Origin of the sequence: Streptomyces rimosus (assembly GCF_008704655.1) — a bacterium.
Lineage (GTDB): Bacteria > Actinomycetota > Actinomycetes > Streptomycetales > Streptomycetaceae > Streptomyces > Streptomyces rimosus.
In genome coordinates, this window is sequence record NZ_CP023688.1 from 7,227,554 (window position 1) to 7,250,426 (window position 22,873).

Annotated in this window: 23 protein-coding genes; 8 read left to right on the forward strand and 15 right to left on the reverse strand. The window is 73.4% G+C overall.

Features of this window, described 5'->3' with window-relative positions; all coding sequences use genetic code 11:
- Positions 1–45: 45 nt before the first annotated feature.
- From CP984_RS31520 to CP984_RS31535, 4 genes are all read right to left on the reverse strand, one after another.
- Positions 46–549: a hypothetical protein gene (locus CP984_RS31520; RefSeq protein WP_003985679.1), complete on the reverse strand. Its 504-nt coding sequence runs from the start codon at positions 547–549 to the stop codon at positions 46–48.
- A 375-nt stretch (positions 550–924) separates the two neighbouring features.
- Positions 925–1,623 carry a response regulator transcription factor gene (locus tag CP984_RS31525; RefSeq protein ID WP_003985680.1) on the reverse strand — a complete coding sequence of 233 codons (699 nt, stop codon included), beginning with the start codon at positions 1,621–1,623 and terminating at the stop codon, positions 925–927.
- Positions 1,620–2,879, reverse strand: coding sequence for a sensor histidine kinase (locus CP984_RS31530; RefSeq protein ID WP_003985681.1), 1,260 nt, complete (start codon positions 2,877–2,879; stop codon positions 1,620–1,622). The genes CP984_RS31525 and CP984_RS31530 overlap by 4 nt, the downstream gene beginning before the upstream one ends.
- 17 nt (positions 2,880–2,896) lie before the next feature.
- Positions 2,897–3,667 carry an IclR family transcriptional regulator gene (locus CP984_RS31535; RefSeq protein WP_003985682.1) on the reverse strand — a complete coding sequence of 257 codons (771 nt, stop codon included), beginning with the start codon at positions 3,665–3,667 and terminating at the stop codon, positions 2,897–2,899.
- A gap of 139 nt (positions 3,668–3,806) precedes the next feature.
- Here CP984_RS31535 and CP984_RS31540 point away from each other — a divergent pair, with 139 nt between their 5' ends.
- Positions 3,807–5,384 carry an aldehyde dehydrogenase (NADP(+)) gene (locus tag CP984_RS31540; RefSeq protein WP_030180543.1) on the forward strand — a complete coding sequence of 526 codons (1,578 nt, stop codon included), beginning with the start codon at positions 3,807–3,809 and terminating at the stop codon, positions 5,382–5,384.
- Positions 5,381–5,926 carry a GNAT family N-acetyltransferase gene (locus tag CP984_RS31545; protein ID WP_043978616.1) on the forward strand — a complete coding sequence of 182 codons (546 nt, stop codon included), beginning with the start codon at positions 5,381–5,383 and terminating at the stop codon, positions 5,924–5,926. The genes CP984_RS31540 and CP984_RS31545 overlap by 4 nt, the downstream gene beginning before the upstream one ends.
- Here CP984_RS31545 and CP984_RS31550 read toward each other — a convergent pair.
- Positions 5,923–6,573, reverse strand: a complete 651-nt coding sequence (locus CP984_RS31550) for a class I SAM-dependent methyltransferase (protein WP_003985685.1) — start codon at positions 6,571–6,573, stop codon at positions 5,923–5,925. The two genes, CP984_RS31545 and CP984_RS31550, sit on opposite strands and share 4 nt — an antisense overlap.
- A gap of 101 nt (positions 6,574–6,674) precedes the next feature.
- Between CP984_RS31550 and CP984_RS31555 the strand changes: the two genes are divergently transcribed.
- Both CP984_RS31555 and CP984_RS31560 read left to right on the forward strand, forming a co-directional pair.
- Positions 6,675–7,385, forward strand: a complete 711-nt coding sequence (locus CP984_RS31555) for a DsbA family oxidoreductase (protein WP_003985686.1) — start codon at positions 6,675–6,677, stop codon at positions 7,383–7,385.
- Between the two features lie 116 nt (positions 7,386–7,501).
- Positions 7,502–8,563 (forward strand): aminotransferase class V-fold PLP-dependent enzyme, encoded by a 1,062-nt coding sequence (locus CP984_RS31560; protein WP_100246720.1) that lies wholly within the window; start codon positions 7,502–7,504, stop codon positions 8,561–8,563.
- Positions 8,564–8,601: 38 nt separating this feature from the next.
- On the opposite strand, the gene CP984_RS31565 is transcribed toward CP984_RS31560, so the two are convergent.
- Entirely contained in the window at positions 8,602–9,912 is a 1,311-nt protein-coding gene (locus tag CP984_RS31565) for an alpha/beta fold hydrolase (protein WP_003985688.1), read from the reverse strand.
- 154 nt (positions 9,913–10,066) lie between these two features.
- Between CP984_RS31565 and CP984_RS31570 the strand changes: the two genes are divergently transcribed.
- Both CP984_RS31570 and CP984_RS31575 read left to right on the forward strand, forming a co-directional pair.
- Positions 10,067–10,636: an RNA polymerase sigma factor gene (locus CP984_RS31570; protein WP_003985689.1), complete on the forward strand. Its 570-nt coding sequence runs from the start codon at positions 10,067–10,069 to the stop codon at positions 10,634–10,636.
- Positions 10,637–10,731: 95 nt separating this feature from the next.
- A complete protein-coding gene (locus tag CP984_RS31575; protein ID WP_226048721.1) occupies positions 10,732–11,994 on the forward strand; it encodes a maleylpyruvate isomerase family mycothiol-dependent enzyme in 1,263 nt (420 codons plus the stop codon).
- A 42-nt stretch (positions 11,995–12,036) separates the two neighbouring features.
- On the opposite strand, the gene thpD is transcribed toward CP984_RS31575, so the two are convergent.
- The 4 genes from thpD to ectA form a co-directional block, all read right to left on the reverse strand.
- Complete coding sequence (thpD, locus tag CP984_RS31580) at positions 12,037–12,936, reverse strand: ectoine hydroxylase (protein WP_003986836.1); 900 nt, start codon at positions 12,934–12,936, stop codon at positions 12,037–12,039.
- 87 nt (positions 12,937–13,023) lie between these two features.
- Positions 13,024–13,446 carry an ectoine synthase gene (locus CP984_RS31585; RefSeq protein WP_003986837.1) on the reverse strand — a complete coding sequence of 141 codons (423 nt, stop codon included), beginning with the start codon at positions 13,444–13,446 and terminating at the stop codon, positions 13,024–13,026.
- 56 nt (positions 13,447–13,502) lie between these two features.
- Positions 13,503–14,771: a diaminobutyrate--2-oxoglutarate transaminase gene (gene ectB / locus CP984_RS31590; RefSeq protein WP_003986838.1), complete on the reverse strand. Its 1,269-nt coding sequence runs from the start codon at positions 14,769–14,771 to the stop codon at positions 13,503–13,505.
- Between the two features lie 62 nt (positions 14,772–14,833).
- A complete protein-coding gene (gene ectA, locus CP984_RS31595) occupies positions 14,834–15,373 on the reverse strand; it encodes a diaminobutyrate acetyltransferase (RefSeq protein WP_003986839.1) in 540 nt (179 codons plus the stop codon).
- 560 nt (positions 15,374–15,933) lie between these two features.
- Here ectA and CP984_RS31600 point away from each other — a divergent pair.
- Positions 15,934–17,025 (forward strand): amidohydrolase family protein, encoded by a 1,092-nt coding sequence (locus CP984_RS31600; RefSeq protein WP_030180537.1) that lies wholly within the window; start codon positions 15,934–15,936, stop codon positions 17,023–17,025.
- Between the two features lie 296 nt (positions 17,026–17,321).
- Here the strand turns inward: CP984_RS31600 and CP984_RS31605 are convergent, their stop codons facing one another.
- From CP984_RS31605 to CP984_RS31615, 3 genes are all read right to left on the reverse strand, one after another.
- Complete coding sequence (locus CP984_RS31605) at positions 17,322–18,350, reverse strand: bile acid:sodium symporter family protein (protein ID WP_003986841.1); 1,029 nt, start codon at positions 18,348–18,350, stop codon at positions 17,322–17,324.
- A gap of 62 nt (positions 18,351–18,412) precedes the next feature.
- A complete protein-coding gene (cobC, locus tag CP984_RS31610) occupies positions 18,413–19,516 on the reverse strand; it encodes an Rv2231c family pyridoxal phosphate-dependent protein CobC (RefSeq protein WP_043978618.1) in 1,104 nt (367 codons plus the stop codon).
- Complete coding sequence (locus tag CP984_RS31615; RefSeq protein WP_003986635.1) at positions 19,513–19,944, reverse strand: cobalamin biosynthesis protein; 432 nt, start codon at positions 19,942–19,944, stop codon at positions 19,513–19,515. The genes cobC and CP984_RS31615 overlap by 4 nt, the downstream gene beginning before the upstream one ends.
- Positions 19,945–20,036: 92 nt before the next feature.
- Between CP984_RS31615 and CP984_RS31620 the strand changes: the two genes are divergently transcribed.
- Positions 20,037–20,762 carry a ZIP family metal transporter gene (locus tag CP984_RS31620; RefSeq protein ID WP_003986634.1) on the forward strand — a complete coding sequence of 242 codons (726 nt, stop codon included), beginning with the start codon at positions 20,037–20,039 and terminating at the stop codon, positions 20,760–20,762.
- Between the two features lie 43 nt (positions 20,763–20,805).
- On the opposite strand, the gene CP984_RS31625 is transcribed toward CP984_RS31620, so the two are convergent.
- Both CP984_RS31625 and CP984_RS31630 read right to left on the reverse strand, forming a co-directional pair.
- Positions 20,806–21,447, reverse strand: a complete 642-nt coding sequence (locus CP984_RS31625) for a VOC family protein (protein WP_003986633.1) — start codon at positions 21,445–21,447, stop codon at positions 20,806–20,808.
- Entirely contained in the window at positions 21,440–22,831 is a 1,392-nt protein-coding gene (locus CP984_RS31630) for a cobyrinate a,c-diamide synthase (protein ID WP_003986632.1), read from the reverse strand. Before CP984_RS31630 ends, CP984_RS31625 begins: the two co-directional genes overlap by 8 nt.
- Between the last annotated feature and the right edge of the window lie 42 nt (positions 22,832–22,873).

The window sequence follows — 22,873 nt, forward strand, 5'->3', positions numbered from 1 at the left end:
GCGGCCGGTCCGGCGGTGCCGGTCCAGCGCTGCTGGGCGTACCGGTCAGGCCGAGTCGTCCGCACGACGGCGGCGCACCATCCATACGCCACCGGCGGCGGCCGCCAGCAGTACGCCCACACCCGCGGCGATCTCCGTGGTGTCGGAGCCCTCGCTGGTGGTACCGATGCCGGTCCGGGTCTTGCCGCTCGGGCCGGAGCCGACCCGCACCGTGCCGGTGATCTCCCGGCCGTTGGAGCACTTGCCGCCGATGCCGTAGTTGCCCGCCTTCGTGCTCGACGGCACCCGCAGGGAGCCCTGCACGTTTTCGGTGTGCGTCTGGCCCTTCGAGGACAGGGTGACCTTGCCGGCGCCCAGCGTGCTGGCATCGACGGTGGCCGAGCCGTTCTTCCCGCAGTCACTGCTGTTGAGGTTGACCGAGTTTCCGGCCTTGACCGGGTTCGGGGTCACTTCGATCTTGCCGAAGTCCCCGGCGAACGCGGAGCTCGCGGACAGTCCGAGGGCGGCTATGGACAGGGCGGCACCGGTGAGAACGCGAGTGGATCGCATGACACGAACCTCCACGAAGCGCGGACGCGGCACAGGAGCGCACCGCAAGGGAAGTTGGGGGAGTTCCGCGCCTCCTGAATCCGAGGTAAGCGGCCGGGCGGTCCGGGAGCCTGCTGACGTGGGGTCAGAACTCCCGGCGCTTACCGGCGTGTCGCGCATGATCGGCTACGTTTGGGCAGGTCAGCGGCGAGGCGGCGTTGACGTTCGGTGACCGGGGAAATTGGGATGAACGGGTGACAGCTTTTTCCCGTGGAATGTGATAGTGGCGCTGCGTAATCAGGTGTTACGGAGGGTGCTCGGACGGGTGAACGCGGGGCGTCTCCCGCGCCTCACCCCGGCCGCCTCCCGTACGTGACACCGGCCGCCTCCCGCACCTCACCCCGGCCGCACGAACCCGCTCTCGTACGCCGCGATCACCGCCTGGGTGCGGTCCCGTACCCCCAGCTTGGCCAGCACCCCCGCGACATGCGTCTTGACCGTCGCCGGGCCGACCGCCAGCCGGTCCGCGATCTCCGCGTTCGTCAGGCCCTTGGTCATCAGGCGCAGCACGTCCGCCTCGCGGTCGGACAGCCGCGCCCGCAGCGCCCGCGCCGACTCCCGCGCGGCCCGCGCCCCCGCGTACCGGGCGGCCAGCTCCCGTACGGCCGCGGGGAACAGCAGCGAGTCGCTGCGCGCCACTATCCGTACCGCCTGTACAAGGTCCTCCACCCCGGCCCGCTTGAGCAGGAAGCCGTGCGCTCCGGCGCGCAGCGCGTCGTACACGTACGCGTCGTTCTCGAAGGTCGTCACCACCAGGATGCGGGGTGGTTCCGCCATGCCCGCCAGTACCTGTTCGGTCGCGCGGATGCCGTCGATCTCCGGCATCCGGACGTCCATCAGCACGACGTCCGGGCGCAGTTCACGGATCATCGGCACGGCCTCGGCGCCGGTGGCCGCCTCGCCGACCACCTCCATGTCCGGCTCGGCGCCGAGGATCGCGCGGAGCGCCGTACGGACCATCCGCTCGTCGTCGGCGAGCACGATGCGCAGCGGGCCGCGGCCTTCCGATGGGGCGGTGCCGTCCGCGCCGCTCACCGGGCCGCTCCCAGCGGGAGGCGTACGGTCAGCCGCCACACGCCGTCCCGGCCGGTGGCCCGCGCCTCGCCGCCCAGCAGGCGGGCGCGCTCGGCGATGCCGGGCAGGCCGCGCCCGCCGCCGGGACGCGCCCGGCCCGTCGCGACGTCCCCCTCCACGTACGTCACCGCTTCCTTCACCGGATTCTCCATCGTGATCGTCAACTCCTCCGCGCCCACCGTGATCCGCAGCCCGACCGGTACGGCCCCGGCATGGCGCAGCGCGTTGCTGAGCCCTTCCTGCACCATCCGGTACGCCTCCCGTGAGACCAGCGGCGGCAGCCGCCCGCAGCCGTCGTCGATGTCCGCGGTGATCCGGAGCCCGGCGGCGCGGGTGCGGGCCAGCAGTCCGTCCAGGCCGTCCAGCGTCGGCGCGGGCGCGGTGGACCGGCCGTCGCCGTCCTCGCGCAGCAGGCCCAGCACGGTGTCGAGTTCGGCGACCGCGTCGCGGGTGGTCTCCTCGATGGCGGTGAGCGCCTGCCGTACGAACTCCGGGTCGCGGTCCAGCACCCGGCGGGCCGCGCCGGCCTGGAGGGTCACCGCGCTGAGCGCGTGCCCCACGGAGTCGTGCAGTTCGCGGGCGAGGCGGTTGCGGGAGGCGAGGTCGGCGGCCCGGCGTTCGGCCGCGGCCAGCCGGTCGGCGGGCGTCCGGCCCAGCAGCGCGGGCGCCCCACGGGCCAGCAGCCGCCCGCCCACCCAGGTGGTGCCCGCCACCAGGGCGAGCAGGCCGATTCCGGTCAGCGGGCCGAGCAGGCCGCCGGCCAGATTCGGCCAGCCCAGCTCCTCGTGCCGCAGCGGGTCCGCGACCGGCAGCAGGAGCAGCGCCACGGCCGCGGGCGGCGCCGCCAGCGTCATGCCGCTGACGATGCCGCCGGCCGTCAGATGCGCCACGAACCACAGGGCCGTACGCCGCCGGGCCGCCCACGAGTCGGCGGGCTCCTCGGCCAGCTCGGCCGCCACGTCGGCGGGCAGGCCGCACAGCGACCGCGCCGCCGCCGCCTCCAGCGTCCGCAGCAGCGGGAAGAGCAGCGCGCCGAGGGCGGCGAGCGGCAGCGCGACGGCGAACGCGGCGAACTGCCAGGGGAAGTCGTTGAAGGGGTTCACCTCGTCGAAGACCAGCGGGATGAGGATCGTCGCCAGGAGGAAGAACGGTGTCAGCAGGGCGCCGCCGAGGATGAGATGCACCCAGCGGCCGAGCAGCAGCCGGGCCCCGCGCATCCGTGAGGTGCCCGGCTTCAAAGGCGTCGGGTGGCCAGCGTCAGGCGGTCGCGGGCGTCGAACAGCGCGTCCTTGATCAGCTGCTCGTGCGCCGGGGTCAGCCGGGCCACCGGCACCGAGCAGCTGACCGCGTCCCGCGCCGGGGTGCGGTACGGGATCGCCACACCGAAGCAGCGCAGGCCCAGCGTGTTCTCCTCGCGGTCCACCGCGTAGCCCAGCTCGCGCACCAGGTGCAGTTCCTCGATGAGCTGCTCGCGGTCGGTGACGGTGTGCTCGGTGAGGGCGTCCAGCTTCTCCGGGAGGAGGGCGCGGATCTGCTCGTCGGTGTACGTGGCGAGCAGCGCCTTGCCCAGGGACGTGGAGTGCGCGGGCAGCCGGCGGCCGATACGGGTGAACGGGCGCAGATAGTGCTGGGACTGGCGGGTGGCGAGATAGACGACGTTGGTGCCGTCCAGCCGGGCCAGGTGGATGGTCTCGGTGGTGTCGTCGGCGAGCCGGTCCAGCGAGGGGCGGGCGGCGGCCACCACCTCGTCGCCATCGATGTACGAGGTGCCGACCAGCAGGGCGCGCACGCCGATGCCGTACCGGGTGCCGGTGGCGTCGGTCTCCACCCAGCCCAGGTCGACGAGGGTGCGCAGCAGCATGTACAGGCTGGACTTCGGATAGCCGACGGCCTCCTGGACGGAGGCCAGGCTGTGCATGCCGGGGCGGCCGGCGAAGTACTCCAGCAACTCCACCGTGCGCACAGCGGACTTGACCTGCGCTCCGGTGGTCTCGGCAGCGGGCATCGGCCTTGACCCCTCAGTTCGGACAGCCATAGAGTCCCGGCGGACGGTCACATTCACCACCTGGGACGGCGTTCAGCATATCGAACGACTCCTGGGTGCGGCACCAGTTCGCCGGACAGCTCACTGGGAGGAATGCGCGGTGGCAGCAGCACCAGTCTGGAGTGTCGACCCCCGAACCGGGAAGCCGCGCGAGCAGGTTGCGGTGGAGGCCACGTCCGCCGAGGTCGACGCCGCCGTACGGGCCGCGCACGACGCCCGTGGCGCGCTCGCCGACCGCACCGTACGGGCCGCGCTGCTGCGCCGGGCCGCCGATCGACTGGACGGCGCCGGCGAGCGGATCGTCGAGGCCGCCGACGCCGAGACCGCGCTCGGCCCCGCGCGGCTGACCGGTGAACTCGCCCGCACGACCTACCAGTTGCGGGCCTTCGCCGACCTGGTCGAGGAGGGCGCCTTCCTCGACGTACGGATCGATCACGCCGACCCCGCGCTCACCCCGCCCCGCCCCGACCTGCGCCGCTACAAGATCCCGCTCGGCGTCGTCGCCGTCTACGCGGCCAGCAACTTCCCGCTCGCCTTCTCCGTACCCGGCGGCGACACGGCCAGCGCGCTCGCCGCGGGCTGCCCGGTCGTCGTCAAGGCCCATCCCGACCACCCGGCCACCTCCGAACTGGTCGCCGCGCTGCTGCGCCGCGCCGCCGCCGAGGTGGGCGTACCGGAAGGCGCGATCGGTCTGGTGCACGGCTTCGAGGCGGGAATCGAGCTGGTGCGGCACCCGCTCGTCGCGGCGGCCGGGTTCACCGGCTCGGTACGCGGCGGACGCGCGCTGTACGACGCGGCCGCCGCCCGCCCGCACCCGATCCCCTTCCACGGCGAACTGGGCAGCCTCAACCCGGTCGTGGTCACCGAGGCCGCCGCCGAGGAGCGCGCCGAGGAGATCGGCGCCGGCCTGGCGGGCTCCATGACCCTCGGCACCGGCCAGTTCTGCGTCAAACCGGGCCTCGTCCTGGCGCCGCGGGGCCCGGCGGGCGACCGGCTGGAACGGGCGCTGGCGGACGCGGTCAGCGCCACCGAGGCCGGGGTGCTGCTGGACCACCGTATGCGGGACGCCTTTGTGGACGGCGTACGGGAACGTGCCGCGCTGCCCGGCGTCGAAGCGCCCGTGACACCCGGCGCGGGCGGCGAGCACACCGTCGGCGCGGGCTTCCTGACCGTGCCCGCCGACCGGCTCGCCGACGGCGGCGGCACCCACGACCTGCTCCTGGAGGAGTGCTTCGGGCCGGTCACCGTCCTCGCGCGCTACACCGACGAGGCCGAGATCGGCGCCGTACTGGCCCGGCTCCCCGGCAACCTCACGGCGACGCTTCAGCTGGGGGCGGGGGAGTGCGGGGGTGAGGATGGGGTGCCTGACGGATCGCCGGTGCCGTCCGGGGACGGTACGGGGCGTGGTGCGCGGCTGCTGGCCGCGGTCACCCCGCTGGCCGGGCGGGTGGTCGTCAACGGCTGGCCGACCGGCGTCGCCGTCGCCCCCGCCCAGCACCACGGCGGCCCCTACCCGGCCACCACCTCCACTTCGACCTCCGTCGGCGGCACGGCCGTCGAACGCTGGCTGCGCCCCGTCGCGTACCAGGACACCCCGCCCGCCCTCCTCCCGCCCGAACTGCGCGAGGACAATCCGCTCCGCCTGCCCCGCCGCGTCGACGGCCGCTACGAAGGATGACGCACGTGCCGCTGCCCCACGCCCCGGAAGCCCCCGGCCCCACCATCCGGCACGCGACGGCCGCCGACCTCGACGTCATCACCGACCTGCACACCCGCGCCCGCGCCACGTACTACCGCGGCCGTGTCCCGGACGCGCAGCTGGACTCCCCGGCCGAACGCGACCGCTGGCGCGAGGGCTGGGGACGCAGCCTCGCCCGGCCGGACGCGACCGTGCTGTGCGCGGAGCGGGACGGGGCCGTCGTCGGCGTGGCTTCCTACCGTCACGAGGACGGCGCGCCCGCGGACACCGTCAAGCTCTTCCAGCTCCACGTCGATCCCGACAACTGGCGCGGCGGCATCGGCACCGCGCTGCACCGGACCTGCGTCGCGGGCTGGCGTTCGGACGGCATCGCCACCGCCCACCTGGAGGTGTACTGGCACAACCAGCGCGCCCGCGCCTTCTACACCCGGCACGGCTGGCAGCCCGACGAAACCCGCCGCCCCACCCCGGACGCCACCCACCTCGACCTGATCCTGCCGGTCGGGCCTGCCTCTTCCTAGCGGCGCCGCCCGACGAGCTGAAGGCGCTCGACCGTGTGCCCGTCCATGGTCGGGACCGTGTTCGAGCGCTCGGCCTCCACCGAGAAGCCGTACGTCTCCAGCAGGCCGCGCAGATGGTCCGGCGTGGAATGCCGGAACACCCCGCCGTCGGGCGTCTCGAACACGCCGTACGTCCCGTACCGGGCCGCGTACTCCTCGTACCGCGTCAGATTGCGCCGGTCGCTCTGCAACGGCACATCACTCACGTACACCACCCCGCCCGGCCGCACCAGCCGCCCCAGCTCCCCGACGATCTCCCGCTGCGCCGCCGCGTCCGGCACACAGGTCAGCACGGCGAACAACAACGCGGCCCCGAAACTCCCGTCCTCGAACGGCAACGGCACCCCCGGCCAGTGCACAAGCCGCACCCCCGGATGTTCCCGCCCACCTCTCTCCACCAGCGCCCGCGACACATCCACCCCCCGCACATCCCCATACCCCACCGCCCCCAGCTCCGCGGTCAGCCGCCCGTACCCGCATCCGTAGTCCAGCACGGGCACGTCACGCGGCACGTACGCAGCCAGCAGTTCCGCGTCCAGAGGGTGCGTGAAGGTTTTGGTGGCTCCGGTGGTCTCCCAGAATCCTTGCGGGTGGGGGCGCATTTCCATGCTTCGGAAGGTATCCCGGTCCCGGGGAATAGCCACCGCCCACGCGCGGTTGTCCGCGACTGTCCCCTTTTTGCATGATCCCGAGTTGAGGAAACAGTTTTATGCGCGTCGAGATATGGGCCGATATCGCTTGTCCCTGGTGCTACATCGGAAAGGCACGTTTCGAGAAGGGGCTGGCGGCGTTCGCTCATCGGGGCGAGGTGGAGATCGTGCACCGGTCGTTCGAGCTCGATCCGCAGGCGCCGGTGGGTGGGGATGTGCCGGTGCTGGAGATGCTGGCGAGCAAGTATGGGGTTTCTCGGGAGCAGGCTGAGGCCATGGAGGCTCGGGTGGCTGAGGCGGCTCGTGGGGAGGGGCTGGGGTATCGGTCCGATCGGATTCATGGGAACACCTTTGATTTGCATCGGCTGCTGCATCTGGCCAAGGAGCGTGGGGTGCAGGACGCGCTGCTCGGCGCGCTGTACCGGGCCAACTTCGCCGAGGCTCAGCCATTGGGGGACGCGGACGTGCTGACCGCCGTGGCGGTGGCGGCGGGACTGGATGCCGACGAGGTGCGCCGGGTGCTGGCGGACGGGGACGCGTATGCCGAGGCGGTGCGGGCCGATGAGCGGGAGGCGGCGGAGCTGGGGGCCCAGGGGGTGCCGTTCTTCGTCATCGACCGGCGGTACGGGATCTCCGGCGGGCAGCCGGCCGAGGTCTTCCGGCAGGCGCTGGAGCGGGCGCGGGAGGAGCGGGCAGATCGGGCGCCGGTGGCGGCGGGGGACGCGGACGGGTGCGGCGACGGGGTCTGCGTGCCTGGCGCCGGTGGCTGATTTCGGTGGCGTCGCGGCAGTGGCACGTCGCTGACCTGCGGAAATAAGGAGCGCTTGCCGCTGCTCCAAAGATATTCGCCATGGACGGCGGACGGTCGGGCGGCCACAGTGGGGTCATGCAGCGCATCGAGCCACTCGCGGGGGACCAGTTCGCGCCCCTGACGACGTACCTGAACACCGCCTCCAGCGGACTGCTCCCCGCCCGGTCGGCCGCCGCCCTGCGCGCGGCCGTCGAGGAGTCCGGCTCCTACGGGACCATGGGGCTGGACTACTTCGGCCCGGCGGCGGCCGCGCGGACGGCCTTCGCCCGGCTGATACATGTGCCGCCGGAGCGTGTCGCGATCGGCGGTGCGGTGGCGGTGCACGTCGCGCTGATCGCCGGTTCGCTCCCGGAGGGCGCCGAAGTGCTGGTTCCCGAGGGAGAGTTCAGTTCGCTGGTCAATCCGCTCGCGGTCCGGTCGGGGATCAAGCTGCGTACCGCGCCGCTGGCGGAACTGGCCGACGCCGTCCGGCCCGGCACGGCGCTCGTCGCCTTCGCCGCCGTGCAGGCGCGGGACGGCCGGATCGCCGACATGGACGCCGTACGGGAGGCCGCCCGGGCGCACGGCGCGCGCACCCTCGTGGACGCCACCCAGGCCGCGGGCTGGCTGCCGCTGCGGGCCGGGGACTTCGACTATCTGGTGTGCGGCGCGTACAAGTGGCTGCTGTGCCCGCGCGGCACCTCGTTCCTGGTGTGTGGCGGAGAGGGCCCGGAGAGCGACGGGCTCGAAGCGCTGCACGCCGGGTGGGTGGCCGGCGCGGACCCGATGGAGGCCAACTACGGGCCCGTCCAGCGGCTCGCCGCCGACGCCCGCCGCTACGACGAGCCGCACGCCCACTACTCGTACGTCGGCGCCGAGCACTCCCTCGCCCTGCTGAACGAGCTGGGCGTCGAGACCGTGTACGCCCACGACCTCGCACTGGCCGACCGCTACCGCGCGGGCCTCGCCGAACGCGGCCACCCCCCGGTGCCGGCGCCCGGCTCGGCGATCGTGTCCGTGCCGGGGCTCGGGGACGCGGCGGAGCGGATGGAGGCGGCGGGCGTGCGGGTCGCCGTACGGGCGGGGCATCTGCGTGCCGCGTTCCATCTGTACAACTCGTCGGACGATGTGGACCGGTTGCTGGAGTTGCTGGAGTGAAGAGGGAGGGGGCGGGAGAGGGCCCGCCCCCTCATCGGTCAGATCTCTCCGCGCACCATGCGCATCAGCCGGTCCAGTACGGCCCCGCTGCTGACCCGCAGTCCGTCGTGCTCCCACTCGTTGGTCACCCAGGTCCGCAGCCCGCGGATGCGCCGCGCGGTGTCCAGGGAGTGGTCGGCGTCGACGTACATGTCGTCGGCGTAGACGGCGGCGGCCGCCGGCACCTCGTTGGCGGCCAGCCGGGCGGTGTCGTACAGATCGGGCCAGTCGGTGCGCTCGGCCAGCTCGTGCGCGGCGTCCTTCAGCGGACGCAGCGACGGGTCGGTGTCGAACAGCCACGGGTAGATCATCTCGCCCGTGAACAGCACCGGCCGGTCGCCTTCCAGCGCCGCGTCCACCGCGAACTGCGGGAACTGCGCGCGCACACGCTCGGCCGCCCACCCGGTGCCCTTCGGGTCCACCGACCGCTGCGCGTAGATCGATTCGTGCAGCACGGCGTACAGCGGCGCCGCGGTGTAGGAGAGATGGCCCTCGACGGCCTGGAGGAAGGCGTCGGCCAGTTCGGGGCCGGAGGGGCCGGTCACCCACGCGCCCTCGATCAGGTAGTGCAGGACGTACGAGCCGGTGCCGGTGCCCAGCAGGATGCCCAGCGCCTGGAACGCCTCCGCGGTCAGCTGCCCGCCGCCGGGCAGCCGTACGGTGTGCTCGCGCAGGTGCGCGGCGATGCGGCGGACGCGCTCGATGTCCTGCGGATAGCGCTCGTAGTGCGCGGCGTTCTTGCGCGCCACCCGCGGATAGGCCGCCCGGTAGACGTCGTCCGCGCTCGCCTCCAGCCCCGGCAGACCGCCCGTGATCATGGCCTCGCGCAGGCCCTCGGGCGCGTACGAGAGATACGTGGTGGCGCAGAAGCCGCCGAAGCTCTGGCCCAGGACGCTCCACCGCCCGCCCGGCCCGAGCAGCTCGCGGCGGAACAGCTCGGCGTCCCGCACGATCGCATCCGCGCGGAAATGCGCCAGGTACGCGGCCTGTTCGTGCGGGCCGCCGCGCAGTGCGAGGGACTGCCGGTTGGCCGGGGTGGAGCGGCCGGTGCCCCGCTGGTCCAGCAGCAGCACCCGGTAGCCGTCCAGGGCGCGCACCAGCCAGGAGTCCCGGCCCAGCGGACGCGGCGAGGCGCCGCCGGGACCGCCCTGGAGGAAGACCAGCCAGGGCAGCTCCTCGTGCTCGCGTCCGGCGGCGACGGCCTCGCGCCCGTACACCGTCAGCCGTTCACCGTCCGGGACGGCGTGGTCCAGGGGGACCTCCAGGAAGTGGTCGCTCAGCACGACACCGGGCAGCCGGTCGACGCTCATCTACGCTCCTCGTTCGTCTGGAACCGCGCGCCCCTCGGGCGCCCCCCGGATCGTGCGGCACCGCCGGGCGGCACGCAATTCGGCCGGACGGACGGCTACCGCGAAGCCGGTCGTGAGGCTAGGAATGGCACCACACACTCACGAGGTGGTGCCGGTGGACGGGACAACCAGGTACCCGCCGCGCGACCAGGAGTTGCACCGGCGGCTGGTGTACGGGGACGAGACCGCGCTGGGTGAGGCGTACGACGCCTACGGCGCGCTGGTGCGCGCGGTGGCCCGGCGGGTGAGCGGCAGCGCGGCGGTCGCCGACGAGGTGACCCACCGTGTCTTCATCGAACTGTGGACCCGCCCCTTCGCCTTCGCGCCCGGCCGCGGCTCGCTGCGCGCCTGGCTGAGCATCCGCGGCCACCAGGACGCGGTGGCCCGGGTACGGGAGGCGCGCGCGGAGTGCGGGACGGCGCGGGAGACGGCGCCGGAGCCCGCCGAGGAAGCGCGGACGGCACTGCACGCCTTCCTCGCCGAACTGCCTTTGCCGGAGCGCGAGGCCCTGCACCTGGCATGCTTCGCCGGACGGACGTACCGGCAGGTGGCGGTGGAGCTGGGCATCGCGGAGACGGCGGCCACCGCCCGGCTGCGCTCGGCGCTGAGCGTTCTGGCGGGCCGGCTCACCGGCCCGCCGGCCGCTCCGGGGAGCCCGGCCGGCGAGGCGCGGGACGAGTGCTGAATGCCGGGCGGCGGCCCGGGGCAGCAAGGGAAGCACACGGCCCGCGCGGGCCGGCCGGATGGTGCAGACCCAGGAAGACGCGGAAGGGGCGTGCGATGGCTGCGGGAGGCAGGAACGGCCGGGGTGGGATGGGCGGTTCGGGCGGTACGGGAGGTACGGAAGGGCCGGGTGGTGCCGAGGAGCCGGAGGGCTCCGGGAACCCGGACGACGCTCCCGGCGCCGTACACGAAGAGGTCAGCGCGCTGCTCGCCGCGTGGGCGCTCGGCTCCGGCATGCCGGGCGACGACGCACGCGTACGCGGCCACCTGCGCGACTGTCCGCCCTGCGCGGCCGAGGCGCAGCGGCTGCGGGAGACCGTACGGCTGCTGGACGAGCCCGCCCCCGGCGGGTCGGGCCGCGGCGCCGGGCGCAAGGCGAACGCGGGGATGGCGCGCGGCCGGCTGATGGCCGCGGCCCGCGCCGCGCGGCCGGGCCAGGGCGCGCCGGCCCCGCACGCCGAGCCGTACGCCGGTGCGGTGGCCTGCCTGGACGCGCTGCTGCGGGAGCTGGACCGGGAACCGGCCCGCTGGGGCACGCCCGTCGTGCACGACTGGGACGTGCAGGGCACTGTGGCACACCTGGTCGCGGCGGACGAGGTGCTGGCCGAGCGGCTGGGGCTGGCGCCGGTGACGGAAGCGGGCACGGGCCTGGGGCCGGTGCCCGGGGCCGGGCCGGAGGGGGGCTTCGGGGACTCCGGTACGGGACCGGGAGGGCGGACCGGTACGGGGCCGGGCGGGCGGGCGGCCGGCGCGGGCGCGCCCTGGGAGCTGCGCTGGACGGCCCGTACGCACGAGGTGGTGGCCTACGAGCACACCCGGCCGCCCGCCGAGACCCGGGAGGCGTGGCGTACTCAGGCGCACGGGCTGCTCGCGCTGCCGGAGGCGGGCGACGAGCAGCTGGCCGCCATGGCCACGACCCTGATGGGACTGCGGCTGCCGGTCGCCGACCACTACGTGATCCGGGCGTTCGAGACCTGGGTGCACGCCCGGGACATCGGCCGGGCGCTGGGCCGTGCCGTACCGCCGCCGCCACCGGTGCACCTGCAAAGGTTCCTGGGGCTGGCGGTGCGCATCCTGGACCTGGCGCTGGGCCCGGACGCGCGGCCGGTGCTCCTGTCGGTGGAGGGTGAGGCGGGCGGCGACTGGGTGCTCGGCTCGGACGCCGAGCCGATCGCCGCCGAACTGGTCCTGGAGGCCACCGACTTTCTGCTGCTCCTCGGCGGGCGGCAGGACCCCGACGAGATCGCGCGGGGCCAGGCCGGCGACGCGGCCGCCGCCCAGCGGCTGCTGGAGACGGCCACGTCGCTGGCCTGGCTGTGACGCTGTGCCGCGGTGCCCCGTGGGCACCGCGCGGCGTGCGGGTTACTTCACGGGAGTGAAGTCACGCGCGCCGATGTACTCCGGACGCCGGACCGGCGCCGCGAAGGGCTCCACCGCGGTGTTCTCCACGCTGTTGAACACGATGAAGACGTTGCTGCGCGGGTACGGCGTGATGTTGTCGCCCGACCCGTGCATGCAGTTGCAGTCGAACCAGGTGGCCGAACCGGGCTTGCCGGTGAACAGCTTGATGCCGTGCGCGTCGGCCAGCTTGGTCAGCGCCTCGTCCGAGGGCGTGCCCGCCTCCTGCATCTGCAGCGACTTCTTGTAGTTGTCGCGCGGCGTCTCACCGGCGCACCCGAGGAAGTGCCGGTGCGAACCCGGCATGATCATCAGGCCGCCGTTGGTGTCGTGGTTCTCGGTCAGCGCGATCGAGACCGACACGGTCCGCATGTTCGGCAGGCCGTCCTCGGCGTGCCAGGTCTCGAAATCGGAGTGCCAGTAGAACCCGGAGGCCCCGAAGCCCGGCTTGACGTTGATCCGGGACTGGTGGACATAGACGTCCGAGCCGAGGATCTGACGGGCGCGTCCCACCACGCGCGGGTCGGCGACCAGCTTGGCGAACACCTCGCTGATCTTGTGCACCTCGAAGACGGACCGGATCTCCTGTGACCGCGGCTCGACGATCGAGCGGTCGTCCGCCCGCATCGCCGGGTCGTTGACCAGCCGGTCCAGTTCGGCGCGGTACACCGCGACTTCGTCCGCCGTCAGCAGTTCCCCGATGGCGAAGAAACCGTCGCGTTCGAAGTCGTTCAGCTCGGCCGGGGTGAAGGGCCCCTCCGTGCCGGGCTGCGACCACACCACCGGGTCCTGCCGCGGGGTGATCACCTCGGTGGCCCCCCGGGTCGGGTACAGGTCGGCGGTGCGCTCGGGTGCGGTGGTCATGGTGTTGCCTTCCTCTCCTCTCGTGCGGTGCTTTCTTCTCGCGCCTTCCTCGACTGCCGGACGGGGCAGCCGGCCGCGCCGCGCGCGTCAGCCGGTCTGGGCGGCCGGCTCCGGCTCGGGCTCGGTGAGCAGCGGGTACACGCCGTTCTCATCGTGGTCCTCGCGACCGGTCACCGGCGGGTTGAACACGCACACGCAGCGGAAGTCCTTCTTGATGCGCATGGTGTGCTTCTCGTGCCCGTCGAGCAGGTACATCGTGCCCGGGGTGATGGTGTACTTCTCACCGGTCTCGTCGTTGGTGAGCTCGGCCTCGCCCTCGACGCACAGCACGGCCTCGACGTGATTGGCGTACCACATCGACGTCTCGGTGCCCGCGTACAGGATGGTCTCGTGCAGCGAGAAGCCGACGCGCTCCTTGGCGAGGATGATGCGCTTGCTCTCCCAGGTGCCGGACTTGGCCTTGACGTGGCGGTCGGTGCCTTCGATGTCCTTGAAGGATCGGACGATCACGGTGTTCTCGTACCTTTCTGTGGTGCGGACCAGGAGGGTGCGGTGGCGCGGTGCGCTCAGGCGCAGTCGCGGACCGCGCGGGCGAGGATGCGAAGCCCCTCGTCCAGCTCCTCGGGGGTGGTCGTCAGCGCCGGCAGCAGCTTGACGACCTCGCTCTCCGGGCCGGAGGTCTCGATGAGCAGACCCAGCTCGAAGGCGCGCTTGGCGATCTTGTTGGCGAGCGGCTTGTCGGAGCACTCCAGGCCCCAGACCATGCCGCGGCCGCGGTACTCGGCGATGGCGTCCGGGTGCTCCTCGACGATGGCGCGCAGGTGCGACTCGATGATCTCGCCGCGGGCCAGCGTCTGCTTCTCCATCTGGCCGTCGGCCCAGTACGTGTCCAGGGCCGCGGCGGCGGTGACGAAGGCCGGGTTGTTGCCGCGGAAGGTGCCGTTGTGCTCGCCCGGCTCCCAGACGTCCAGCTCCGGCTTGAACAGGGTCAGGGCGAGCGGCAGCCCGTAGCCGCTGATGGACTTCGAGACGGTCACGATGTCCGGCACGATGCCCGCCTCCTCGAAGGAGAAGAACGCGCCGGTGCGGCCGCAGCCCATCTGGATGTCGTCGACGATCAGCAGCATGTCGCGGCGCTTGCACAGGTCGGCCAGCGCGCGCAGCCACTCGGCGCGGGCGACGTTGATGCCGCCCTCGCCCTGGACCGTCTCGACGATCACGGCGGCCGGGGTGTTCAGGCCGGAGCCGCTGTCCTCCAGCAGGCGCTCGAACCAGAGGAAGTCCGGGTAGGTGCCGTCGAGGTAGTTGTCGAACGGCATCGGGGTGCCGTGCACGAGCGGGATACCGGCACCGGCGCGCTTGAAGGCGTTGCCGGTCACCGCGAGGGCGCCCAGCGACATGCCGTGGAAGGCGTTGGTGAAGGACACGATCGACTCGCGGCCCTTGACCTTGCGGGCCAGCTTGAGCGCGGCCTCCACGGCGTTGGCGCCCGTCGGGCCGGGGAACATGACCTTGTACGGCAGGTCGCGCGGCCGCAGGATGGTGTTCTGGAAGGTCTCCAGGAAGGCGCGCTTGGCCGTGGTGGACATGTCCAGGCCGTGGGTGACGCCGTCGCGCTCGATGTAGTCGAGCAGGGCGCGTTTGAGAACGGGGTTGTTGTGCCCGTAGTTCAGTGACCCGGCGCCGGCGAAGAAGTCGAGGTAGGTGTGGCCGTCCTCGTCGTACATGTGGCTGCCCTGCGCGCGGTCGAAGACGGTGGGCCAGCCGCGGCAGTAGCTGCGCACCTCCGACTCCAGGGTCTCGAAGACGCTCAGGTCGGGCTGGGTGATGGTCACAGCATGCTCCTGGGAGATGAGTGGCGTGAGCGGGGAGAAGTTCAGGGGGGCTGTCGGTGCGGTCAGGGCCGGAGTCCGGCGTGGGCGCCGGGCCGGTCCCCTGCGGGGGCACCGAACGGGCCGATGCGGTGCAGTACCTCGGCGTCGTGCCCCTGCTCGGGGAAGAGCCCGGCGTCGAGGAGGACCTCGCGCGTCAGGGGCGCGCCGTGGCGCTCGGCGAAGGAGGCGAACAGCCGGTTGGACGCCGCGTTGTCCGCGGTGATCGTGGTCTCCAGCCGGCACACGTTCCGCTCCTCCGCGGTACGGGCGACCAGGCCGTCCAGGAGGGCGGCGGCCAGCCCGCGGCCGCGGTGCGCCGCGTCGACGGCGACCTGCCAGACGAACAGCGTCTGCGGGGACTCGGGACGGAGGTAGCCGGTGATGAAGGCGGCCGGCTCACCCGCGCCGTCGCGGGCGACGGCGGAGGTGGCGGCGAAGTCCCGGCACCACAGCAGGTAGCTGTAGGAGGAGTTCAGGTCCAGTGCCTTGGAGTCGCGGGCGATACGCCAGATCGCGGCTCCGTCCTCCACGCGTGGGGTGTCGAGCTTGAAGCCCTCCGGCATTTCTCTGATATCGCTTCGGGCACCTGCATGGTCTGCTTGCGCGGCGGTCATGCGAATTCAATTTACCCAGGGAAAAAGGAAAATGCATCGGGGGGAGGGGTTACGTGGAGGGGGGGTGTTGTGTTATCGCGCGGGAGCGCACGAGCGCGCGAAACGCCTGCGCGATGTCCCGGTTTGCCCGGAAAATATGGGGTGAAGCGGACGTGTTGTGGGGTCGGTCACAGCTCCGTAACGTCCTGGCGACGCGCTGGAATTATGTGCTCCGGCGCTAGCGAAATCTTGGCGTTTGAGCTGCGAAAAAGCGGGCAGAAGAATACGGGAAGCTGCGCACTTATGAATAGGGAATTCGCCGGTAAAAGGTGTACCGCAAGAAAAGGTGGAGCGTCCAGGGTGTTTACGTGACGGAGATCGGCGGATGGGCACCGAGTGCATCGCCGGCCACCGTGCGCGGCCCTGCGGACATCGCCCGACCGGAGCATGGGCCGAAAGACGGCCCGCGCGCGCCGGCCCGCCCCCGGTCCCGGTGCCGCCCGGCGTAGAGCGCGTCATACAGTGCGGCCATGAGTGAGAGCGTGGTGCTGCACATCAAGGGGAGGGTCCTGGCCGGGCCGGACGACGTGCGCGACGAACTCTGGGTCGTCGACGGCCGGGTGACGTACGAGCGGCCCGCGGGCGCGCGGGAGGTGACGACCGTACGGGGCTGGGCGCTGCCCGGACTGGTCGACGCCCACTGCCACGTGGGACTCGACGCGCACGGGCCGGTGGACGAGGCGACCAGCGAAAAACAGGCGCTGACCGAGCGGGAGGCGGGCACGCTGCTGCTCCGTGACGCCGGCTCGCCGTCCGACACACGCTGGATCGACGACCGCGAGGACCTGCCGCGCATCATCCGTGCCGGGCGGCACATCGCCCGCACGCGCCGCTACATCCGCAACTACGCCCACGAAATCGAGCCCGAAGATCTGGTCGCCTACGTCGCGCGGGAGGCCCGGCGCGGCGACGGCTGGGTCAAGCTCGTCGGCGACTGGATCGACCGCGAGACCGGTGACCTGGGCGCCTGCTGGCCGCGCGGCGCCGTCGAAGCGGCCATCGCGGAGGCGCACCGGCTCGGGGCCCGCGTCACCGCGCACTGCTTCGCCGAAGAGACCCTCGCCCCGCTGGTCGAGGCGGGCATCGACTGCATCGAACACGCCACCGGCCTCACGGAGGAGACGATTCCGCTCTTCGCCGAGCGGGGCGTGGCGATCGTCCCCACCCTGGTGAACATCGCCACCTTCCCCACCCTGGCGGCCGGGGGTGAAAAGAAGTTCCCCGCCTGGGCGAGCCACATGCGGAGCCTGCACGAGCGCCGCTACGACACGGTACGCGCCGCGTACGACGCCGGGGTGCCCATCTTCGCCGGCACCGACGCCGGCGGCTCCCTCGCGCACGGCCTCATCGCGCAGGAAGTCGCCGAACTGACCAAGGCGGGCATCCCCCCGGTGGACGCGCTCGCCGCCACGACGTGGGGGGCGCGGCGGTGGCTGGGGCGGCCGGGGCTGGAGGAAGGCGCACCGGCGGATCTGGTGGTGTACGACGGGGATCCGCGTGCGGATGTGCGGGTGTTGGGGGCGCCGCGGAGGGTGGTGTTGCGGGGGCGGGTGGTGGGCTAGGTTTTCCGCCCGTTTCCGCCCGTGGCGGCGCGTCGCTGTCGGTGGCGTGGGCCCGGCCCCTCCGGACTTCGTCCTGCGGTGCCGGGCCCTTCCGTACGTGTCAGTCTGCGGCGACGCGGGTGGGGGGACGTCTGCCCCCACCGGCCGTTTGACGCTGTACGGCGGGAGGGGCTGGGCCGGAGGACGAAGTCTGGAGGACCGGGACCGTACCCGGGTGCGGGCAGGCGGCTACCGGCAGGGGTACGGGCCCGGGCCCTACAGACTCCGTCCTCCGGTCCCGATCCCTCCTGTACGTGTCAGTCTGCGGCGGTGTGGGTGGGGGGCGTCTGCCCCTGTCGGTCCTGGCGCGCGCCTGAGCGCTCGTTGCGGGCCATCCAGGCCGCCACCGCCGCGCCCGAGATGTTGTGCCATACGGAGAACACCGCTGCGGGGAGCGCCGCTGCGGGGCTGAAGTGGGCGGTGGCCAGGGAGGCTGCCAGGCCGGAGTTTTGCATGCCTACCTCGAAGGCCATGGCCCGGCCGGCCGGTTTGCCGAGGCGGGCCAGGCGGCCGGCTGCGTAGCCGAGGGTCAGGCCGAGACCGTTGTGCAGGATCACCGCGAGGATCACCAGGGCCGCCGCGTCCTTGATGCGGGCGGCGCTGCCGGATACGACGATCAGCACGATGACGGCGATGGTCAGTGCGGACAGCCACGGCAGGGTGGGGAGTGCCCGGTCGATCCGGCGGCCCGCCACGAGCCGGACCAGGAGGCCGCCCAGTACCGGCAGCAGCACCGTCTTGAGGATGTCGGTCACCATGACGCCGGCGTCCACGTCCAGGAACTGGCCGGCGAGCAGGAGGGTCAGGGGCGGGGTGATCAGGGGGGCCAGGACGGTGGAGACCGTCGCCACCGAGACCGAGAGCGCCACGTCGCCGCGTGCCAGGTACGTCACGACGTTGGAGGCGGTGCCGCTGGGGGCGCAGCCGACCAGGATGACGCCGGCCGCGAGCTGCGGGGGGAGGTGGAGGGCGGTGGCGATCAGCCAGCCCAGGCCGGGCATGATCACGTAGTGGGCGACCAGGCCCAGGCCCACCGCCCAGGGGTGCTTGGCGACCGCCGTGAAGTCCGGTGGGGTCAGGGTCAGGCCCATCGAGAACATCACGACGCCGAGCAGCCACGGGACGGCCGGAGCCCAGCCGGTGAACGGCGCGGGCCACAGCAGCCCGACCGCGCCGGCCGCGATCACCAGGAGCGGGAAGACGGTGACGGCCCGCCGCGCCGCCCGGTCGGAGGCGGGCAGGTCACCGGTGGGGGCGGGGCGCTGGCTGAGCTGTTCGGTCGGCACGGCGGAACCCTAACGCCGGGGTGGGTGTAGGGGGCAGGGGGTTTCGGATGGTGGACGGGAGATCAGTCGGTGAGGGCCTTCGACAGTGCTTCGGTGAAGCGGTCGGTGGTCGGGCGGTCCCGTACGGCCAGCCGTAGCCACTCCGGGCCCAGACCCGGAAACGTGTCGCCGCGCCGTACCGCGAAGCCGAGCGTGCGCAGCCGGGTGCGGACGGCCGCGGCGTCCGGCAGCCGGATCAGGACGAAGGGGCCCTCGGCCGGGGTGGTCACGTGGATCTTCCGGCCGTCGGGGGTGCGGATCTCCGCCAGGCGGGCCAGCAGGTGGTCGCGGTCCGCCGCGATCTGCCGGGCCGCTTCCGCCGCTTCGGCCAGCGCCGCGGGTTCGGAGCACGCTGCGGCCGCGGCGAGCGCGGGCGCCGACACCGGCCACAGGGGCTGGGCCCGTTCCAGGTCCGCGATGGTTTCCGGGGCGGCCAGGACGTAGCCGATGCGCAGGCCCGCCAGGCCCCAGGTCTTGGTCAGACTGCGCAGGACGACGAGTCCCGGCAGGTCCGTACGGGAGGCCAGTGACGCGTGTTCGCCGGGGACCGCGTCCATGAACGCCTCGTCCACGACCAGGGTGCGGCCGGGGCGGGCCAGCCGCGCGATCTCCGCGGCGGGGTGGAGGACGGAGGTGGGGTTGGTGGGGTTGCCGATGATGACGAGGTCGGCGGTTTCGGGGACTTCGGAGGCGGTGAGGCGAAAGCCGTTCCGTTCGGTGAGAAGGACCCGTTCCACCGGGTGGCCCGCGTCGCGCAGCGCGGCCTCGGGTTCGGTGAACTGGGGGTGTACGACGACCGGGCGCCGGGCCCGTACCGCTCGGGCGATCAGGACGAACGCCTCCGCCGCGCCCGCCGTCAGCAGCACCCGCTCCGGAGGGAGCCCGTGTCGTGCCGCCACCGCCGCGCGCGCGGGGCCGCCGTCCGGATAGGCGGCCAGCCCGTCCAGCGAGGCGGCGATCCGCGCCTTGAGCCAGGCCGGCGGCGTATCGGTGCGTACGTTGACCGCGAGGTCGGTCAGGGCGGCGTCCGCGCCGCGTACCTCGGCGTCGCCGTGGTGGCGCAGGTCCGGCTCGTACGGGCGGGAACCGGGTATGCCGGCGGGCGCGGCGGACGGCGGGGTGGTCACGGTCTCTCCTCGGTGCGGTGGGGTGTGGTGCGGGCCCTGGCCACGGCGCAGGTGGCCCGGGCCCCGGGCAGCGACTTGCGCTTGCCGACGACGAGTTCGGCGGGGCCGGGGCCGCCGCCCGCCGCGGTCAGCGCGGCGGCCTCCGCGACGCTCGGCGTGCCGGCGGCGGCCAGCGGCGCGTGGGACGGATGTGGTACGGATACCGCGGCCAGGACCGCGGCCGGGTACGTCAGCAGCGGCACGCCGAGCCGCCGCGCCGCTTCGGCCAGCCCCGGCTCCGACGCCTTGGTGTCCACGGTCGCGAGGGCGGTGACCGCGTCCGGCGGCAGGCCGGCCAGGGTGAGGCTGTCGGCGATCAGCGTCAGGACCTCGGCGGCCGGGACGCCCCGGCGGGCGCCGACGCCGACGACGACCGGTGCCGCGTTCACCGCGACCGCCCCGGGCGCCGGACATGCGGGACGCGCGCCCGGTCGGTAAGCAGGAGTGAGGGGTGCCGGAACCCCGGGGAAGGGGTGAGACCGTGCCGGTGGCCATCGCGCTGGGCGCTTTCCTGATGACGCTGCTCGGCGGCTGGATCGCGCACCGCGTCACCGACCGCAGGCACCTGGTCCTGGGCCTGGCCGGCGGTCTGATGCTGGGCGTGGTCGGCCTCGACCTGCTGCCGGAGGCGCTGGAGGCGGCGGGCGGCGAGGTGTTCGGGGTGCCTGCCGCCCTGCTGTGCTTCGTGCTGGGCTTCCTCGCCACGCACGCGGTCGAACGGCTGCTGGCGGTCCGCAAGGCCGCCCACGGCATGGACCCGGAGGAGCGGGTGCCGCAGGTCGGTCTGACGGCCGCCACCGCCATGGTGGTGCACAGTTTCATGGACGGCTTCGCGATCGGCCTGGCGTACCAGGTGGGCCGGGACATGGCGGTGGCGGTGGCGCTCGCCGTCATCGCCCATGACTTCGCGGACGGCTTCAACACGTACACGATCACCAGCCTGTACGGGAATGCCCGCAACCGGGCGCTGCTGATGCTCGGCGCGGACGCGCTGGCCCCGCTGGCCGGTGCCGCCGCCACCCTGGCGTTCACTCTTCCGGAGCAATGGCTCGGTGTGTACCTGGGCTTCTTCGGCGGTGTGCTGCTCTACCTGGCGACCTCCGACATCCTCCCGGAGGCGCATCACGACCATCCCGCGCTGTCCACGCTGCTGTGCACCGTGGCGGGGGTGGCGTTCATCTGGCTGGTGGTCGGTATCGCGGCGTGACACGGGAGAGGGTGCCGGGCCGGAGCGGCACCGGGCGGGGTGGTCATGGCGTGCCGGCTCCCGCGCCTATGGAGACCCGGCCGTTGCGCCCTTCCAGTACGGCCGTCAGTCCGGGCTCGTCGCCCGCCTCGACGGTGAGCGCGGTCCCCAGCGCGGCCAGTTCGGCGCGGATCGTCGCCGGGTCGGGGTGCGTACCGGAGAACGCCCGCAGCCGTACGACGGGCAGCGCCTCCCCGGCGGCCGGGTGCGGGGCGTCGCCCCAGTCCAGCAGGAACGGCACCAGCCCGCCCGGGCGCGGCGGCGTCAGGGTCCACGACAGGGTGCCGCCGTCCGGCGTCCGGCGGCTCATCGTCACCGGCTCGCCCGGGTCGTAGCCCAGCGCGCGGGCCCGCGCGACGTGTCCGGCCATGCCGTGGACCCGGACCGCCCAGTGGGCCAGCCGCGGACCGGCCAGCGAGTCGATGCCGAACCAGCGCGGCCCCTCGGGGGCGGGCTGCGCGGGGTCCGGACCGATGATCTCCAGGTAGGCGCCGTCGCCCAGCCCCAGCAGGGCGTTGCGGGTGCCCCGGCCGGGGTGCCCGCCGCCCGGCACCGGCCGGACGCCGGTCAGCGCGGCGACCTCGGCGGCGGTGCTCTCCAGATCGGGGGTGGCGAGGACCAGGTGGTCCAGTACGGCGTCAGCCACGGGGGGCCTCCAACGGCGGGCGGGCAGCGGCGCCCGCCGCCAGGCGGCGGGCCAGCGACGGCTCGGCCGCCCAGTGGACGTGCAGGTACGAGGCGTGCACTCCGTCCTGGACGTGGCCCTCCACCCGGCGTGCGGTATGGGTCATGCCCCAGGCGGGGGACGTGCCCGCGCCCGGTTCCAGCACCGTACGGTGGAATTCGTGGCCGCGCACCCGCGTACCCGCCGCGGCAAGGGCGTTGTCGCTCAGCGCCACCGCCTCCCGGTAGCCCAGTGTGAGCCGCTGCGACATCCGCGCGTCGGCGGGCAGGACCCCGCACATCGGCTTGCCGTCCAGGGACCGTGACAGGTACAGCAGCCCCGCGCACTCGGCGACGACCGGTGCGCCGGAGGCCGCCAGGGCCACCACGGACCGGCGCAGCGGCTCGTTCGCCGACAGTTCGGCCGCGTACATCTCGGGGAAGCCGCCGCCGATCACCAGGGCCTGTGTCCCGGCGGGCAGCCGCTCGTCCCGCAGCGGGTCGAACACGGCCACCTCCGCACCGGCGGCCGTCAGCAGCTCGGCGTGCTCGGCGTAGGAGAACGTGAACGCGGCGCCGCCCGCGACGGCCACCACCGGCTTGCCGGTCACGCTGCTCGCTCCGCTTCGAGCCACGGCCTGCGCCGGGTCCCAGGCCGTGCCCGGCAGCTCCGGCGCGCTGTGCGCCAGCGCCAGCAGCGCCTTGAGGTCGCAGCCCTCCCGTACCTGCGCGGCCTGCGCCCGTACGGAATCCACCGCCTCGGCCTGCCGCTCGGCCACCGGGACCAGGCCCAGGTGCCGCGACGGCGTCTGCACCTGCGGTGCCCGGCGCAGCGCGCCCAGCACCGGCACGCCCGCCTCGTCCAGCGCCGCGCGCAGCAGTTCCTCGTGCCGGTCCGAGCCGACCTTGTTCAGGATCACCCCGGCCAGCCGCACCCCCGGGTCCCAGGACGCGAAGCCGTGCACCAGCGCCGCCACCGACCGGGACTGCGCCGAGGCGTCCACGACCAGCACCACCGGCGCCCGCAGCAGCTTGGCGACCTGCGCGGTGGAGGCCAGTTCGCCGTACCCGGAGGCGCCGTCGTACAGGCCCATCACGCCCTCGACCACCGCCAGGTCGGCGCCGGCCGAACCGTGCAGGAACAGCGGCTCCACCTGGTCGGGGCCGCACAGGTACGCGTCCAGGTTGCGGCCGGGGCGGCCGGTCGCCAGCGCGTGGTAGCCCGGGTCGATGTAGTCGGGGCCCACCTTGTGCGCGGAGACCGTCAGCCCGGCCTCGGTGAAGGCCGCCATCAGGCCGGTGGCGACGGTCGTCTTGCCGGTGCCCGAGGCGGGCGCGGCGATGACGAGCCGGGGGATGGTGCTCACTGCTCGGCTGCTCCTGGTGCTGCGGTGCCCGGCGCCGGGGCC

Bases quoted from the DNA above. Each gene is read 5' to 3' on its own strand.
- CP984_RS31520 (WP_003985679.1), bottom strand. From the start codon at position 549: ATGCGATCCACTCGCGTTCTCACCGGTGCCGCCCTGTCCATAGCCGCC.
- CP984_RS31530 (WP_003985681.1), bottom strand. From the start codon at position 2,879: ATGCGCGGGGCCCGGCTGCTGCTCGGCCGCTGGGTGCATCTCATCCTC.
- CP984_RS31535 (WP_003985682.1), bottom strand. From the start codon at position 3,667: ATGCCCGCTGCCGAGACCACCGGAGCGCAGGTCAAGTCCGCTGTGCGC.
- CP984_RS31545 (WP_043978616.1), top strand. From the start codon at position 5,381: ATGACGCACGTGCCGCTGCCCCACGCCCCGGAAGCCCCCGGCCCCACC.
- CP984_RS31550 (WP_003985685.1), bottom strand. From the start codon at position 6,573: ATGGAAATGCGCCCCCACCCGCAAGGATTCTGGGAGACCACCGGAGCC.
- CP984_RS31555 (WP_003985686.1), top strand. From the start codon at position 6,675: ATGCGCGTCGAGATATGGGCCGATATCGCTTGTCCCTGGTGCTACATC.
- CP984_RS31560 (WP_100246720.1), top strand. From the start codon at position 7,502: ATGCAGCGCATCGAGCCACTCGCGGGGGACCAGTTCGCGCCCCTGACG.
- CP984_RS31565 (WP_003985688.1), bottom strand. From the start codon at position 9,912: ATGAGCGTCGACCGGCTGCCCGGTGTCGTGCTGAGCGACCACTTCCTG.
- CP984_RS31575 (WP_226048721.1), top strand. From the start codon at position 10,732: ATGGCTGCGGGAGGCAGGAACGGCCGGGGTGGGATGGGCGGTTCGGGC.
- thpD (WP_003986836.1), bottom strand. From the start codon at position 12,936: ATGACCACCGCACCCGAGCGCACCGCCGACCTGTACCCGACCCGGGGG.
- ectA (WP_003986839.1), bottom strand. From the start codon at position 15,373: ATGCCGGAGGGCTTCAAGCTCGACACCCCACGCGTGGAGGACGGAGCC.
- CP984_RS31600 (WP_030180537.1), top strand. From the start codon at position 15,934: ATGAGTGAGAGCGTGGTGCTGCACATCAAGGGGAGGGTCCTGGCCGGG.